General features: G+C 40.0%; 12 protein-coding genes, 1 other RNA gene, 1 pseudogene and 1 riboswitch. All 14 genes and pseudogenes read right to left on the bottom strand.

Annotation, left to right across the window (positions count from 1 at the left end; all coding sequences use genetic code 11):
• Positions 1-20: 20 nt before the first annotated feature.
• Positions 21-770 (bottom strand): ABC transporter permease, encoded by a 750-nt coding sequence (locus DRF63_RS02915; protein ID WP_005596703.1) that lies wholly within the window; start codon positions 768-770, stop codon positions 21-23.
• Positions 763-1,493: pseudogene (locus DRF63_RS11400) on the bottom strand (ABC transporter ATP-binding protein). The gene DRF63_RS02915 and the pseudogene DRF63_RS11400 overlap by 8 nt, the downstream one beginning before the upstream one ends.
• A 103-nt stretch (positions 1,494-1,596) precedes the next feature.
• A riboswitch (TPP riboswitch) is annotated at positions 1,597-1,689 on the bottom strand.
• A 194-nt stretch (positions 1,690-1,883) separates the two neighbouring features.
• A complete protein-coding gene (locus tag DRF63_RS02895; protein WP_005596696.1) occupies positions 1,884-3,332 on the bottom strand; it encodes an alanine/glycine:cation symporter family protein in 1,449 nt (482 codons plus the stop codon).
• 99 nt (positions 3,333-3,431) lie between these two features.
• The gene (locus DRF63_RS02890) at positions 3,432-4,427 is read right to left on the bottom strand and encodes a nickel/cobalt transporter (RefSeq protein WP_043991779.1); all 996 of its coding nucleotides are present in this window, start codon (positions 4,425-4,427) and stop codon (positions 3,432-3,434) included.
• Positions 4,418-5,059 (bottom strand): DUF1007 family protein, encoded by a 642-nt coding sequence (locus DRF63_RS02885; RefSeq protein ID WP_005618850.1) that lies wholly within the window; start codon positions 5,057-5,059, stop codon positions 4,418-4,420. Before DRF63_RS02885 ends, DRF63_RS02890 begins: the two co-directional genes overlap by 10 nt.
• Before the next feature lie 60 nt (positions 5,060-5,119).
• An RNA gene (gene rnpB / locus DRF63_RS02880) (RNase P RNA component class A) lies at positions 5,120-5,506 on the bottom strand.
• A gap of 280 nt (positions 5,507-5,786) precedes the next feature.
• Positions 5,787-6,005, bottom strand: coding sequence for a hypothetical protein (locus tag DRF63_RS11235; RefSeq protein WP_005596689.1), 219 nt, complete (start codon positions 6,003-6,005; stop codon positions 5,787-5,789).
• 9 nt (positions 6,006-6,014) lie between these two features.
• On the bottom strand, positions 6,015-6,803 hold the full coding sequence (locus DRF63_RS02870; protein WP_005596688.1) for a hypothetical protein: 789 nt from the start codon (positions 6,801-6,803) through the stop codon (positions 6,015-6,017).
• A gap of 14 nt (positions 6,804-6,817) precedes the next feature.
• Complete coding sequence (locus tag DRF63_RS02865) at positions 6,818-8,788, bottom strand: sialate O-acetylesterase (RefSeq protein ID WP_005596687.1); 1,971 nt, start codon at positions 8,786-8,788, stop codon at positions 6,818-6,820.
• A gap of 44 nt (positions 8,789-8,832) precedes the next feature.
• Complete coding sequence (locus DRF63_RS02860; RefSeq protein WP_005596685.1) at positions 8,833-10,875, bottom strand: phage tail protein; 2,043 nt, start codon at positions 10,873-10,875, stop codon at positions 8,833-8,835.
• Position 10,876: 1 nt separating this feature from the next.
• Positions 10,877-11,284, bottom strand: a complete 408-nt coding sequence (locus DRF63_RS02855) for a DUF6950 family protein (RefSeq protein ID WP_125121632.1) — start codon at positions 11,282-11,284, stop codon at positions 10,877-10,879.
• A complete protein-coding gene (locus DRF63_RS02850; protein WP_005596683.1) occupies positions 11,284-11,838 on the bottom strand; it encodes a hypothetical protein in 555 nt (184 codons plus the stop codon). The genes DRF63_RS02855 and DRF63_RS02850 overlap by 1 nt, the downstream gene beginning before the upstream one ends.
• The gene (locus DRF63_RS02845; protein ID WP_005596682.1) at positions 11,838-12,578 is read right to left on the bottom strand and encodes a hypothetical protein; all 741 of its coding nucleotides are present in this window, start codon (positions 12,576-12,578) and stop codon (positions 11,838-11,840) included. Before DRF63_RS02845 ends, DRF63_RS02850 begins: the two co-directional genes overlap by 1 nt.
• Positions 12,578-16,177, bottom strand: a complete 3,600-nt coding sequence (locus DRF63_RS02840; RefSeq protein ID WP_233432346.1) for a phage tail tape measure protein — start codon at positions 16,175-16,177, stop codon at positions 12,578-12,580. The genes DRF63_RS02845 and DRF63_RS02840 overlap by 1 nt, the downstream gene beginning before the upstream one ends.
• Between the last annotated feature and the right edge of the window lie 35 nt (positions 16,178-16,212).

Raw genomic sequence — 16,212 nt, 5'->3', positions numbered from 1 at the left:
TAGAAAATCAACCGCTTGCACTATCGCATATATTGAACCCACGGCAGCCAACGGCGTAGTAGCCTGTCGGTAATAAAGTACAAACAAAGTGTCATTAGTAATAACACGGTTAAAGCGGCAAATAACAAATCGGTTTGCATTCGAGCATTGGCGTGTAACATCAAATAGCCTAGCCCTTGTGAAGAACCGACCCACTCCCCGACAACCGCTCCGATAGGTGCAACCGAAACTGCAATACGTAATCCGGAAGCCAACGCCGGTAACGCCGCCGGCAGACGAACCAGAAGCAACATAGCAAGCGGTTTGATTTCTAAGGTTTTTGCCAATTCCAAATAGGCTTTGGGCGTATTACGCAGTCCGTCATAACAAGCAGCCGTCACAGGAAAATAAATGATCAATACGGTCATCGCAATTTTGGAAGCCATACCGTATCCAAGCCAAAGCACTAATAAAGGGGCGATAGCAAAAACCGGAATAGCTTGAGAAATAACTAATAACGGTAATAAGAAACCGTTTAACCATTTGGAAAGCGAAAGTGCTAAGGCGGACATTACACCGAGTAAGAAACCTAGGCTTAGACCGGCAATAATTTCAATAAAGGTAACTTGGCCGTGCTGCCAAAGTAACGGAAATTGATTGACGATTTGTTCAAACACCGTAAGCGGAGCAGGTAACATATAATGCGGTAAAGCAAACCCGGTGACGACCGCCTGCCATAACAAAATCAGTAATAAGCTCAAACCGCCGATTTTGAATAGACGTTTAAACATTCTCGCCCTCCACACACTGATTAGAGAGCATATTCAAGAGTTGCTGTTCTAATTGCCATTGTTCGGCATCTGAACCAAAACGAGGTGCGTTGTTTGACGGTTCAATCACATTCGATAATTGTGCCGGTTGATGTTTAAGAATATAGATTTGATCGGCAAGACGAATCGCTTCTTACGGATCATGAGTGATTAACAATACGGTTTTATCGGCTAAAAGCTGTGCCGCCAGTTGTTGTAACTGCAAACGTGTAACCGCATCCAAGGCGGAAAACGGTTCATCCATCAGAATAAGATCCGCATCTTGCATCAAGGTACGAGCTAAAGCCACTCGTTGACGTTGTCCGCCGGAAAGTTGGTAACAGGGCTTATTTTTATGCTCCGACATTTTTACCGCCGCTAACAATTGTTCTGCCTTAGCTAAGGTTTCCGCATTTTTCTTACCTTGCAAATGAGCGGCTAATTGCACGTTATCCAATACCGATAGCCAGGAAATAAGGAATCTTGCTGAGCCAGCCACGCAATTTTCGTATCAGGAGCTAGTTCGATTGAACCGATTGACGTTGTTTCCAATCCGGCAATTAAACGCAGTAAGGTTGATTTTCCGATCCCAGATGCACCGAGTAAAGCGCACCATTTACCTTTCGGCAATACGAAGTCGAAGTTATTAAAAATAACCTGCTGTTTGAATGCAAAATGCAACTGATGAATTTCGATACAATTCATTGAATACCTCGAAAAATGGGTATGAAAAACGACCGCTAATTAACGGCTAAAATGAATTGAATGAGATGAACTTAATGAAAAAAAGATTGGAATAATTGAAATGAAAATAAGCATATTAGTTTCCTACGTCAGTACTAACTGTATCAGGTTCACGGGTTTAATCTCAGCTTCTTAAGAAGCACCCCGACTAAAAATTATTATCAGTTTAAAGAAATTACCGAAAAAAGCCAACCGTTTGCTTAAAAAAATGAGAGAAATCTCACAGATTTAATCGGCAAGCGGTCTAATTTTATTCAAAATTAACAAAATCCGGACTTATCGCCGGATATAAAAAAGCGATAACACCATAAGATATTATCGCTTCTTTAGCTAATGCTAATAGGTTATTTATTAATCTTCTTTAGACTTCCAAATTAACGGATCCACACCGCGATGAATTAAATCTTGATGTTCTTCAATCTTAAAGACCGGCTCTTGTCCCGCTTTGGCTTGACGCACATAATCTTTTAATAAACGCCATACGATTGGCGCAAGAATCAAGATTGCAATTAAGTTAATCACCGCCATGGAAGCCATTACCGTATCGGCAAACGCCCAAACGATACCGCCGTCACGCACCGCACCGAAATAGACGAAGAACAACACAACCGCACGGAAAGCCCACACAAACCAAGGTTTGTTTTTGATATAACGAATATTGGTTTCCGCATAAGCATAGTTACCGATGATTGAGGTGTAGCAGAATAATAACAAAATAAACGCTAAGAAATGTACGCCGAACTCGCCTAAATGGTATTGTAACGCGGTCTGAGTGAGTTCAACGCCTTTTAAAGAATCACCGCCATAATTATCAGACATTAAAATAATGACTGCCGTACAGGTACAAACCACCATAGTATCGACAAATACGCCTAACATTTGGATTAAACCTTGGCTTGCCGGATGTTTTGCATCGGACGTCGCCGCTGAATTCGGTGCGGAACCCATACCGGCTTCATTTGAGAATAAACCGCGCTTAATCCCCATCAACATCGTTTTCGACACTAAAGCACCGAACATACCGCCTGCAGCCGCTGAAAAGTCAAACGCACTGTCAATAATTAATCCGAATACCGCCGGAACACGTTCGATATTCATACCTAAAATAATGACCGCAATGATCAGATAAAATAATGCCATCATCGGCACGATTTTAGCGGAAACTTGCCCGATAAGTTTTACCCCGCCGGAAATAATAATACCGGTTACAATTACCAATATTAAACCGATATATTGTCCGTCCCATTCCCATGCTTTACTGGTCGCCGCCACAATCGAGTTGGATTGCACCGCATTAAAAGCAAAACCGAAGGTAAAAATTAATGCAATCGCAAATGCAATCGCCATCGGTTTAAATTTCAAACCGCGCGTAATATAGTATGCAGGGCCGCCGCGGAACATACCGTTCGGATCACGCGTTTTATATAGTTGGGCAAGCGAAGATTCCGCAAATGCAGAACTCATTCCCATTAAAGCGGTAATCCACATCCAGAATACCGCACCCGGACCGCCTAAGGCGATAGCGGTTGCCACCCCACCGATATTACCGACACCGACACGGCTGGCTAAACCGGTTGTAAACGCTTGGAAAGGCGTTAAAGATTTCCCTTCCGCTGAACGTCCGCCCCACATTTCACGTAAACTACGAGGTAATAAACGCAGTTGAACAAAGCCGGTGGTAATCGTAAAAAACAGCCCCGTTCCTAAAAGGATTAAAATAGTGATGTCCCAAAGCGGACCGTCAATCGTATTCACAATCCATGTCAGGACATTTTCAAAACCCGAAACAATAAAATCCATCAAAGACCTCTTATAGTATGAAAAATAAAAACGAAAACGTTTGCATTTTAATGATTTTTTAACTTTTGAAAAGATCTTTAATCTTTCCATTAGTAAAATCTATCGTTTGAATAAACCCGCTCCGCCGGATGTTTCGATAAAACTACTATGGAACAAGGTAACACCAAAGATGACCAATATCATACCAACGAGAATTTTTAAAATTAGCATCGCTTGCCGACTGGTCTGCTCTGATATATACCACGTGCTTAAACGTATCGCCCTGTTACGTGCGATAATCACTAACCATGCAAAGAGCGTTAGTGTCATACCGGTACCTATTGCCATCGCTAATGCGGATAGCATTCCCCAAACATAAATATCTAAGGTATAGGCGAGAAATAATACAAGAATTGCACCGGAACACGGTCTGGCACCGATACTTAAGATTATCATCGATTGAGCTTTCCAATCTTTTGCTTGGTGTATTTGGGTTGAAGACGGCAAGTGCTGATGTCCGCAACCGCAATACTCGGTATGAAAATGTTTTTGAGGTCTGATAAGCGGTGTGATTTTGCTATTTTTTTGCAAGTTTATCGCGGAAATTCGCTGAATTTTAGGAATGGTATCGGATTTGCGCTTAAACGCTTTTAAGGCTTGGTAACACCAATAGATGCCAAATAAGATCATCAAAACAAAACTGCCTCGTTCCACCCATTTTAAGGTGAGATTAAAGTAGCTGCGTGAAAGGGTAAAAGCGACGACGATAATCGAAACCAGTGCAATTGCCACAAAACCTTGCGCCAATGCCGACAGAAAGCTGATTTTCATCGCCTGATTCAATTTCGTTTTTTCGAGCGATAGGTAACCGGTTAAAATAAACTTACCGTGTCCCGGACCGACCGCATGAAATACACCGTATAAAAAGCTGATAATCAGCAAGGTAATACCGGCTTGCTGACGATTCTCACTCAGACCGGTCATCGCCGCGGAAATCTGCTGATTGAAACTTTTCTGCCACTCCAATACTTTGAAAAGAAATAGGGAATAATTGTTATAAACGGTAAAAAATAATAAAAAACAGACCGCTATCCATATAATGTGCTTTACTCGCATACCGCTACCACCTTTTGAGCAAATTGCGCCCCCAGTGTATTATCTTCGCCTTCAGGCATATCAGGTGTTTGCGTTTTATCCAAACTTGAAGCGTATAAACGTAACTCGCTATTCACTTTAGGTTGTTCAAGCGTTGCTTTACATGCCGAATTACTGATAGTCAAATCCGCTTTGTTATTATATTCCATTGCCATATAGTAACTCGGTTCATAGGTATAAAGGCGAATCGGATTGTTTTTTAGATCATAAGGTCGGCTTAAATAAAAGGTAACATAAAAAATGACTTTATTTCCGGCTATTCTAAAGGTCGTATTTGACGGTTTTGTCGTAAATTTTAGCGGTTCGTCTTTAGCATTGTATAAATAACTAAAATAATGATTTTCTATTGCAGTTTGTACCATTTCCGCCGTAATGGATTTTTTAGTCGCCTCTTTATCCGAACTGCTTTTTACTTCATAAATCAGCTCCGCCGAAGCGATCTCGTCCATCGTCCATTCCATTTGAAAACCTTTCAGGTTCGTTCCTTCTACTAGAATTTTATTTTTAAGATCGAGAAAGGAATGGGGATGTGCAGCCACCTGTGCTGACAAAAATGCAATGAAACAAAGAAACGCAAATTTAATTAATTTCATTAATTCTCCTTATAAAAAACAAAAAGCGAACAAGTTACCCTGTTCGCTTTCCTAAAAAATAAAGTGAGTTGGTCGATAAGCCGAGTTCTGTCGCGGACAATCATTCCTCTAGGCTTGCATTCACACACAAGCTCAAGCAACCTACCCGAACTCTGGACGGGCCATCCATTGAGTTCCTATTTGGTCTTGCTACGAGTGGAGTTTACCGTGCCGTGGAATGTTGCCACCCACGCGGTGCGCTCTTACCGCACCCTTTCACCCTTACCTGCGCTAATGCACATCGGCGGTTTGCTCTCTGTTGCACTGGTCGTCGGTTCACACCGCCCAGACGTTATCTGGCACTCTGCCCTGTGTAGCTCGGACTTTCCTCTCGTTTACTTGTCCCGCTAGGTCGTTCTTGCGAACAATTAAGGGCTTCAATAAACCAGCGATTGTCTAACCAACTCAGAATAGCGAGTATAGCGGATTTGCAAAGTTTTGCCAATATTTAACCGCTTGTTCGGCTAATTATTGGCAAATAAAAAAGGATTAAGTTCCGAAAAACTTAATCCTCTTACTAATTCACATCACGAGCTAAATTAAGCGCGTTTGAAGTCTAAGTGAACTAATTTTGGTTTCTCTATTTTATTACAATAATTTCAAAGGGTTATTTAATCAATTTCCTTTCTATTTCCGAAACTATATACATTTTTCCGAAACTCAAATTTTAATCAGATTATAAAACAAGCTATTTTCCTTTTTTCTCATTCCAAAAATACCAACCAAGCAATCTCACCACCACCCAAGCTAGCCAAGCAAAAACAGGGCGACCTTGCGCAATCAAACAATCCCTTAACCGCTTATCTGCTTCCGCTCTACTGACTTTTCCGTTTACGCCATAATCACGATCGTGTTGATGACAGCACGAATTAATATTTTTAGGGGCGTTTTTCAGCCCCTGATGCAATTCTTTGTTTTACTTATCCCATAATGGAGTACCGTATTTACGTCTACTATATTCAAGCAATAAATCCATAAAAATAGGTTCTTTTTCGAGATTTTTATCAAAAATCATCACATGACCAATATAACCATTCCAATTCGATGCTGTTTTTGCATCGTAATCATCCCACCAACGACCAACAAATACATGATCATCGGCGGCAGTTAAAGCAGGTCTAGCATTTGCATTATACGCATTTGGGGTTCGTAAATGTGATTCGTTTGTTTCAAATACTGTCGATGCAATGATATTTAACGGTTTTCCAGTAATAACGTTATCACCGATAATTCTAGCTCTACCGGCATTAAGAGCAATTGATCTATTATCCACATATACTGTGTATGATGATGTTTTTTTACGAGATACCAAAATTGTAATTTCTGGATTTTGAGTCACAATTGGTTTTTGAGCGAAAATCACGATCGTGTTTTCTTTCCAATTGTTTTTAAAAACAATGTCTTCCGACGTCATGAATTTATTACCATTAAAATAGCCGGAAGCCATATTTTTTAATGTCAGAGAATCTAATTCTGGTGCGGTATCCGCTGGCGCAACTAGAGAGATTTTATTCTTTGATTTGTCTGTCACTTTTGTAATGCTAGAGCCAACAAGTGTTAATGTTCTAAGATCTGAAAAATCCCAAAAACCTTGTAAGTTTGGATGATTTAGAATAATAGATTCTAAAGATTCAGTGTCCCGATCTACAATAGCTGGTAAGTTTTTATTTGAAAAAACTGTGTTAAGTCTAATGATATGTCCCATTTTATATTCTCCATTTAGTTAGTTAATTTTTCTTCGAACGCAAAACACCAGTTATGTAGCATCCACGTTCCGTCAGTTGATAAGTCTGTACAACTATCTCGTAGACAACCTCTCGCACCTTTTGTCGGTCCTGAATTGCCTCCAATACCGTTATCAAACGCATAAGTAATGGAAGCCCCATCAGGGATATCATCACTTGTTGTGATGACAACCTTATTATTTTCTGCGTCTAATGCCACTTTAGAAATAGTGACTCCATTTCCGTTATAAAGATAGAAACCGTAATTGCCTGGTTCTGTTACTTTTATTGTGTCAAATACTAACGGCGGATTTGGCACATTAAACGTAATATCTACCGTTCTCGTTCCACTTTTATGGCATTTGATTGGACGTAGCCCGAGCCAATCCTCCCCCTTATCTACCACTAAATGTTTTACCTTGGCGTAATAGTCGCCAAGAATATCAGCAGACTTGCCGTCGATATGAATACCATCTGTACAGTTAAACATATATTTAGGTGTTACTGCGAAAATACGCGGATGTTCGGCACTTGCTTTAAGTTGTAAGAATGGCGTTGTATATAAATGCCGTTCTGATAAATTAGGATAATAATTAGCGGCACCTGCAGTCTGACACATCAGCATGACCGGCTTTTCATTTTGTCCTGTGATCGTCTGAATTTCTTTTGTATAACTATCTAACCAATCCGCTAGGTTTTTATCGTAGTTTGTATTTCGCTCTTTACCATCTTGTTCACCATGAATTACAAGCATAGCTTTATAACTTGTCTTGTACGGAGTATTTTGTATAAACTGCATAGCTGTTATTACTTTTTCATAAGCTCCGCTTTCACCACCTTTAATCAATGAAGCATAGTTACGCCCGCCTTTTCCCGATCCGAAGACAATAATAGGTTTATCTTTTTTCTCTAGCACTGCTTTACCAAAATTAGACATTATTGTTTCATAATATCGCTCTTGAAGTTTAATAATGCCTCGTATATTCTCCGACCACTCTTTATGCCACATAGGACCGGTGGAAATTGTAAAGGCATTTTCTGGTATTGCGGCAGTGTTTATTGCTGGATTATTCATGCTTACAGCAAGTGATTGCCCAGTTAAGAAGTATCCGTCAATATCGCAAGGCTCAAAGACTTGTGATGTCTCGCCATCACGCCATTCGTATGTTAGGAATAAGCCACGGCGTGGAGCAACATAACGCACCGCTGAACCTGACATCTCGCAAGCAACCACATCACCACGTTGTGTAATTTGCGTAGTAACGGAACCTTTTTGTAGATATACATCACCATTCTGTAAAAAGCAGATGCCAGCGTCAGAAACAATGCCAGCAGGTACATATTTTTCACCCGTAACTAATGATTGCTCGGAAACTTTATAATTACTGTCGGTCTGGACAAATGCCTGTGTAGATGTAAACCCTTCTCGTTTATCCGAGGCAACAAATTCCGCCGTTGCGGTATTGAACCCCATCAACAATCGATCTTGATTATCAGTGACTCCCCACCCAGGAAAACCTGACTCACGTTGTTCGGCTGATGGTTGGTAGAAATCCCCTCGTTCCGTTATGCCAATGGCAATTTTATCTTTGTTATCCGTCCACGCCTGAGCTAAAGATATCTGGCTTTCATATAAATTAACATTGACCACTGACCGCGCAACATCTGCTAATTTTTTATCAAATTCCGCCGATTGCGCTTCTGTTTTATCGATAGATTTAACCCACTCTCCATTTAATCGAATATAAAGGTCACCATTAGTCAGTTGAGCAATTGTGCCGTCAGGTTTACTCTGATCCAATTGCATTGATGAGTAATCTAAGTACCCAATAGCCCCGCTTTTAATATTGCTATCTAATTGAATAATTAACTTATTCAATTTCTCAAAAGCGACTCGGGCTGAATCACCTTTTCCATCATTGGCATATCGTCCAATGTTTACTAAATGTTGTTCTGCAATAGCCATAAAAATTCCAATAAAAAAGCACTCTTTCGAGTGCCTGTGTTAAATTAAATAATGACGGAACCAGCGAAGATTCTATCTGATTCGTTCCCTGCCGTATCTACTGATGATATCCAGTAGTATGACGTACTTTCTATAACATCCGAATGAGAGTTATAACTCCCCTTATCTACTTTGATTTTTACTACCTCCACTGCTTGTTCAGCATCATTCTCTGCGCTCCGATAAATGATATTATGATTAAAATCATGATTAGTTGGGGCGCGCCAACGCAGTACTGCTTCTCCAGCATTGTTGGATACGCTGATATAAGTCGGAGGTTCTGGCGGAGTTGAGATTGTCTTGATCTCAACCAAATCACTTGTGATTTGATCAGAACTATAAAACCCTAGATACTTTGAAACTTTCACTCGATATAGATAAGGCACATCTTCTGAGTTTAATTCTTGGCTTAATTCCGTTTCTGTGGTTTTAAAACTTCGAAAAGTCTGATAAGACGTACTATTCTTATTCCTTCTTTCAACGATCACTTTGTAATAATAAGTGATTCTCTCGTTTTCTGGTTTCTCCCATTTTATAGACAAATAAGGCTTGCTATATTTAGGTTCGCCGCTGATGACTAGATTTTTAACCGGTTCGGGCTTACCATCGTCCGATATTGGTTTTTTAGTCGGTTCAATTAATTTTTCATCTTCATTGTGATCCCAATAATAAAACTCCGGTCGCTCAGAGCTGAGAGTTAAATCAATACCTCCACCTTCGGCGAAAGAAAACTCAGTGACTCTAAATGTTGTGCCAACTTGAAATATTTCAGGAATATTCAACTCTACAACATCCCACAATCTGATGGATAGTGCAGCCCAATTGCAATTTAAATTTACTGTAATTGTATTATTCCCTTTTACTAACTTAATTTTCGCTAAACGCTGAGCTATTGCGCCATTCGTTGTGTAAGGTAGTTTGATATCTTGCTTAATTTCCTCCCCTTGATACCGTTTGATATAACTATCATCTCTTTGCGGCGGAAAATCCGTTTCGTTCCAATTATGCGCAGGATCAATATACGAACCTGATACAATATTGAATAACTCGTTTCGACTCGGCTTCATTCTTACCGTTGGAGCTTCACGTAACATTTCCGAAGTAATTGTTAATGATGGATAATCATACGCACCTGCATAAAACCGGTATTTTCCTTGCGAAAATACTAAATTACCATGACAAGATAACTGCATTTCTTCAATAATTTTCGATGGTGCCGCAGACATATCAATAACGCCATCAAGGGTATATCGTTTTACGAACCCTGCTTTCCCATTCAGCTCATATCTGCCATCCTTACTAGGCACTTCTTCATCGCATATGTTTGCTGCGGTGATGAAAGAATCAAAATCGATCAGGTCATTGGGCACATCCTTTCCTTCTTTTGATCTTAACCAATCTAAAATACATAACGCCGGATTGTTGGAGTGAACCATTTGTCTGATTCGAGGATCATAGACTGGGCGACCTTTAATCAAGAACGAGATGTTAGGTACACCGCTTTGAAAAACCTCAGAATCATATTTAAGTCTGACATAGGCATAAGATACGCCATTTAACGTATGTGCTTCCGTCCATTCGCCGTTTTTCTTATTAACTAATCCCAACATTGCCGATTGCTCTTTATATCCCTTCCGGTAATACATAGATACCAATCCATCAAATTTAGGATCGTCGGTCTTATCGTCATTAATCCAAAAAATAGAATCAATCTCGTGAATCCTACCGTGTGCTAATGCGATAATCATATCTAGATATTTATTCTCTTTATCTGACACAGAGGCATATAACAAAGCTCCACTTGAACGCACTGTCCCATAAATAATTCGCCGAGCGGACGCTGATTCTTTTATGGTTCGCTTGAGTTCTTGTTGTGGTATGCTGGGCGGTTTTGCCTGTGTTAATTTATTGCCTACCGTCGTAATAGCAAAAGCAGCAACCATCCCAAGAGTTGTAGCACCTATTACACCAATTGCGGCAATAACAGCCGCCGAAGTAGCAATAGATGCCGCAGCAACAGCCGCAATAACAGGAATTACCGCTGGCATATTAAATCTCCCAACATTTTAGCCACTTATCTCTATTGACAGGAACAGGCCCATTCTTGCCTGTAGCTAACGCTACATTACCCACGCAAATAGCTAAAGCTTGATAATTAAAAACAGGATCATCACTTTTAATCATTAGTAAATCTCCTCTCTTCGCTTTAAGGACAGACACAGACTGCTTGCCCGTTAGATATTGAGCAACACCGGAAATACCCCCTAACTCACGCAAGACAGAGAGTGCATCTCTTAATGAATTGTAGTTCGGAATTTCCGGAATATTTTCGATGCTTAATGCGACAAGACAATTTCTTGCGAATTGACAACAATCCAAAGTACCTAATAAAAAAGGCTGGTTTTGATGTCTTTCGATAACATCCACCAGCCTTTTCTCCCAATCTAAATACCGCATTATCCTCGTCCCCATATTAATTCCATATCGGCAACAGCAGAAACAAACTCAAAACCTCTATCATTAGGATATTCCGCCACCTGATCCTCATTTGTAAAACGCCTAACTTTTGCTCTTTGCCAGTCAATGAATAAACTCTCTACCGCTAATTCAATCTCTGTAGTTTTTCCAACTTTCAGTAATTGTGTATCCATTCTTCCCACAAAAATAACAATAGGTTTCCCGATTAGTTGATGATTTTCATTTAAAAAACCCATCCAAATTTTTGCTATTCTGCCTTGGATATCTTGCTTGAGCAAATAATCCGTTTTCACACTAGGGATACCGCTTATAGCGATCGTGATACCATAGCTTTTCTGCTCAGCACCTTCAGTAATCATACTCATAGCACCCAGTTCACCGGCACCGGTAAAAGTATACCCATCAATAACCACATCAAAAGGCAGGAATGATAAACGAACTATCCCGTCCGGATAGTCCAATTCAACGGCTGAAAAAGGTCTAAGTAGATCCTTTTTGCTCTCAGCTTTTGAAACACTATCTAAATCTCTCATTAATCAATCCTTAATGGTCTAGCTTGAATTGCTTCGATCGATACTTCTCCTTTTTTATACAATAGATTCGAAATGCGTCCTTGCTCATCGTCAGATAACATAAAAACTGCACTTGGGCGTGCGGTATGAATCGGAGCATTATCAATCGATATATCGCGCAATGGTGGCTCAATGGAAATTTGAACGGTATTATCCGACAATGAAAAACAATCGTCTGTGACAATCCCTAAATATCGGTAACCATTTGTTAAATCAAAAGAGATATATTGACCAGCTTTTAACACTAATTCACCAAAAGACTTATTCGATTCAACTTTAAGAGTAGTAGGATTAACAACTGATAAGGTTCTTAATGGAGATATTCGATATTGATGTTCCGAATCGGCAGTAATATCTAGTGATGTTGAAAACCAATCATCTTCATCTGCTGTTACGGATAAATCAACAATTCGTGGTGTTTCTGATTCGCCAAAGCTTGGTATAAACTTAGGGCAAAACTCAGCAGGAAAATAAAATCTGCCTGCTGAACCACGTAATTTTGCTATAAAAGCTCTAAAAATTCTCTTTTTATCCTCATTATTTAAATAAAAATCCGCTTTAAATGTCCAAACAGCACCTGGCATTTCTTGGGTCTGAGTGGTATTTGAAAACGGATTAGTAAATGTTGTTGTATGAGCCTTTAAGAAAAAACTCGCTGACTTTGGGCGAATGTTTTCAGGAAATTTAATAATTTTTGCCATTATGCAACTCCAAAATCTTTGCCGAATTGCCCACCTCGTCTAATTTGGTTTCGAATTTCAGCAATAGTTTCTCTTTTATTTTGCTTCAGTAAATCAGAAATACGTTGTTCCACTCCATGATCAGCACCACGAGCGTCAATGGTATAATGCTGAGTAAGTTGAATACTTGAGGACTGCTTTTGTGCTGATATCTGCGTTGGCACACTTGGTAAACGAGGAACTGCTACACCGCCACCGCTAGAAAATCCACGCTTGCCGTAGTTAAGATGATTAAGGAAATCTAAACCTAGTCGAGCAGTGGCCTCTTTAGTGATAACGTATTCCCCGCGATGTACTAATCCTGCTGGAACGTATTTACCGCCATCACCTGTGTAACCACCTCGACTAAATCCACCTAACATCACTTTCGGCATACCAACTGACCCAATTAAACCACCTTGAGCTGCAGAAGATACCGGGATACCAAGAAAATTACCGAACGACGTGCCTCTAAGAGAGTTTTCAAGAGCCTTGAATAATGTCATCTTGATAATCATATTCGAAATATCACGAATGATTGATTCAGCCATAGATTTAAAATCCGCTTTACCGGTCATCACAAAATCAGTCATTGCATCTGCCATTCCGTTAAACGCATTTTCTGTAATATTGGCGACATTGGCAGCGACATTGCTGACATCGGCTTCAATATTATTCCAACCTTGTTTAATTCCCTCTTCCCAGCTACCTCTAGCTTCTTCTGCCTGAGCCTGAATTTCTGCTCGGCGTTTTTTAAGTGCTTCAATTTCTTTCTCTAATAAGGCAATATTCTCCTTAGACATACCAACCTTAAGACGTGCAGCCTCAAGATCTAACTCGTGGTTATACTGTATTAACTCTTGCTCTTGGCGGGTTTTACCGAGCAAGGTTAATTCAAACTCCATTGCTTTGAGTTTCTCACCATTACTGAAGCTAAATTGTGCAATTGCTACTTTTTGTTGAGCTTCATCAATCTGCGCTGCCATTTCTTGTAATTTTTTAACGCCGTCAGTACCGTAAGCACTATATTTTTCTGCGTTTTCCGCAATATCTTCCGTTAATTTCTTAACCTCTTGATATTGTGACGTTTGACCGAAAAGAGCAATATCCGCTGTTTCTGCTTTTAATCCAGCCAATTTCTGCGACATATTCGTTACTTGATCTAAATAATCTTCACGATTTTTCTGAGCATCACTAGCTTCTTTTTTTGCAGATACTGCCGATTTATCCTTAGATATTTTCTTCGGTTTACCACCATTAGATTTACTGTCTTTATTTCCAAACATAATTTCAGCTTGTTTCATTAGCTCATCATAACCGACGGTAGAACTATTAAAACCTTGCTGTTTAAGATAAATTTCCGCTTGTCCTTTAATATCTCCTTTGTTACGAGCAGTAACCATTGCATTATCATCTTTTAAGCGTTCATAAAATTTCTGCGTTTTTTCATCCATTTGTGGAGCTAATACCATAGGTGTATTTTTTAACGCCATTGCATCTCGTGCAGCATGCGAAAAAACATAGAGATCTTTGGCACTACTGCGAGCTTCTGCTCCCACATTAAAAATTTTATCCGCCATTGTCATTAGAGGACTTTGGGCATTAGCAGCGGTATTTGCCGCTAACAACATCGAACTGTCAAAATCTCGGGTTTTACCGTCAGTATCAAATAGGGTAATGCCTAGATTATCAGCAGCGGTACGAAGTTCATTATCAACAATAGTCGCTAAACGTTGAGCTGTATCAGCAGCCGTTTGATTTACATTAGTAAGTTTTTGTTGAATACTTTGCTCTTCCTCTCTTGCTGCATTTAATTCTCGAGTAAGCTGCGTGATTCTTCGGGTATTATCAATTCGAGTTTCAAAACTGTGATCGTCTTCAATTATGATAAATTTAGGCGTGTTTTCGATCTCTTTTTTCAAATCCTGAATTTTTCGTTGGGCTTTACTTAGCTGTCTTTCAAGTTCTTCCGCAGATACGGCTAACTTATCGTTCATTGCCGTCAATGAGATACTATTCATTGATTTAATTTGCTCTTTGACGACTTCAAGATTATTAGCAAATTCTAGGGCTTTTTGTCGTGATTGCTCTATATTGTTATACCATTCATAAATCCCCATTCCAACCGCACCAACAATCATCAATGGGTTTGCTGCTAAAAATCCAAATAAAGCTGAACCAGCCCCTTTTGCAGCATTGAAGCCAACACTAAGTAAATTGGCTGAACTAGCTGCGGCAGCTATTGCAGTCCTTGCACTTGTTGCTGCTACATTCATTGAATTAAATGCGGTGACTGCACCTTGTTTGGCAACATTATAACGAAGTTGAGCAGCTGTTAAATTATCAATAGCGATTTGTTCTTGTCGAGCAAGCGTAATGGCTTGAACTTTAAGGCGATTTCTGCCCTCTTCGGTTGTCATCAACTTCAACTGATGAGAATTGCCAGCAATTTGTTGAGCAATTTTAGTACGTTCAGCGGTCGCAGTTTGAAGAACATTTTTAGCTACATTCGCCTCAGCCGTTGCTTGATGATATAAAGCCGTTGTTTGTCGTTCTACGGCTACTAATTCCGCTGTCTCAGCAGTTAATTTGGTTTTGTTCGCATTTAAGCGATGTTGAGTTTGACTCAGATAATATGCTGCATACCCAGCCGCTGCTACTTTAGCAGAGGTTGCAACAAGATCTAAATTATTCGCTACTGCACTGATAACCTCCGCAGTAATTTTAGATACTCCAATAGAGTTTTCTAGTTCTCCAACCCATTTCTGTGTAGCAGTTTGTAAATTCTGCATTGCCCCACTGACTGTGGTTGCCGTTTTGCTGTACAACTCATCCACTGAGGCTTTCGATTTTTCTAAGGCTTGGATCATCTTGTCAGAAGTCAGTTTGCCATCATCTGACATCTGTTTTAGCTCACCCATTGTTACCCCTAAACCACGAGCGATTGCCTGCATTACCGCTGGCGTTTGGGTCATAATCGAGTTGTATTCTTGGGCTCGCATTTTACCCATTAACAAAGTTTGGCTAAATTGGGTAAGGGCATTTTGAGCTTCTGACGCACTTGCCCCTGAAATTAATACGGCTTTTGAGATGGTTTCAGTAACACTGGCGGCTTGCTGCTGATTGATACCTAACTCTTTGGCATTTTGGGAAAAAGAAGCGTAGATAGCAGAAACCGCTTGGGTAGATTGAGCGGTTTTCATCGAAATATCATAGACCGATGCCATCGCTCGGGCGTGCTGAATTTCATCATCAGTAACCAATTTAAGTTTATTAGAAAGCTCGGTACTTTTATCCGCAAGCTGAATAAATTCACGCCCTGCTGTTTGAGCATAACCGCCAATCGTATCCCAAAACTGAAAATTACTATTTCTATTGATGTTGTTAGCTGCTTTCTCAATGTTGTTGAGATATGTTGTTGTGCGATCAGCAAACTGACGAGCAGAATGTCTCGCTTTATCCATATCTACCGTAAAATTTCTCACGAATCTCTGGGTTTGATGGTCTGATTTGGATAAAGCTTGCTGGAATTTAACCGTATCAAGCGATAGCTGGATATTTAATGAACCCAAAGAACTCATTGCAACTCCCCATAAAAAAAGCCTGCATCAAGCAG

Origin of the sequence: Actinobacillus pleuropneumoniae (assembly GCF_003290385.1) — a bacterium.
GTDB classification, from domain to species: domain Bacteria; phylum Pseudomonadota; class Gammaproteobacteria; order Enterobacterales; family Pasteurellaceae; genus Actinobacillus; species Actinobacillus lignieresii.
Note: the sequence above shows the minus strand (reverse complement) of the source record. Positions and strands in the feature narration are given on the sequence as shown.

What these genes read in the sequence shown, in the direction of transcription:
- DRF63_RS02915 (WP_005596703.1), bottom strand. Translation starts at nt 770, where the DNA reads ATGTTTAAACGTCTATTCAAAATCGGCGGTTTGAGCTTATTACTGATT.
- DRF63_RS02885 (WP_005618850.1), bottom strand. Translation starts at nt 5,059, where the DNA reads ATGAAATTAATTAAATTTGCGTTTCTTTGTTTCATTGCATTTTTGTCA.
- DRF63_RS02840 (WP_233432346.1), bottom strand. Translation starts at nt 16,177, where the DNA reads ATGAGTTCTTTGGGTTCATTAAATATCCAGCTATCGCTTGATACGGTT.
- DRF63_RS02865 (WP_005596687.1), bottom strand. Translation starts at nt 8,788, where the DNA reads ATGGCTATTGCAGAACAACATTTAGTAAACATTGGACGATATGCCAAT.
- DRF63_RS02895 (WP_005596696.1), bottom strand. Translation starts at nt 3,332, where the DNA reads ATGGATTTTATTGTTTCGGGTTTTGAAAATGTCCTGACATGGATTGTG.
- DRF63_RS02860 (WP_005596685.1), bottom strand. Translation starts at nt 10,875, where the DNA reads ATGCCAGCGGTAATTCCTGTTATTGCGGCTGTTGCTGCGGCATCTATT.
- DRF63_RS02855 (WP_125121632.1), bottom strand. Translation starts at nt 11,284, where the DNA reads ATGCGGTATTTAGATTGGGAGAAAAGGCTGGTGGATGTTATCGAAAGA.
- DRF63_RS02850 (WP_005596683.1), bottom strand. Translation starts at nt 11,838, where the DNA reads ATGAGAGATTTAGATAGTGTTTCAAAAGCTGAGAGCAAAAAGGATCTA.
- DRF63_RS02890 (WP_043991779.1), bottom strand. Translation starts at nt 4,427, where the DNA reads ATGCGAGTAAAGCACATTATATGGATAGCGGTCTGTTTTTTATTATTT.
- DRF63_RS02845 (WP_005596682.1), bottom strand. Translation starts at nt 12,578, where the DNA reads ATGGCAAAAATTATTAAATTTCCTGAAAACATTCGCCCAAAGTCAGCG.
- DRF63_RS02870 (WP_005596688.1), bottom strand. Translation starts at nt 6,803, where the DNA reads ATGGGACATATCATTAGACTTAACACAGTTTTTTCAAATAAAAACTTA.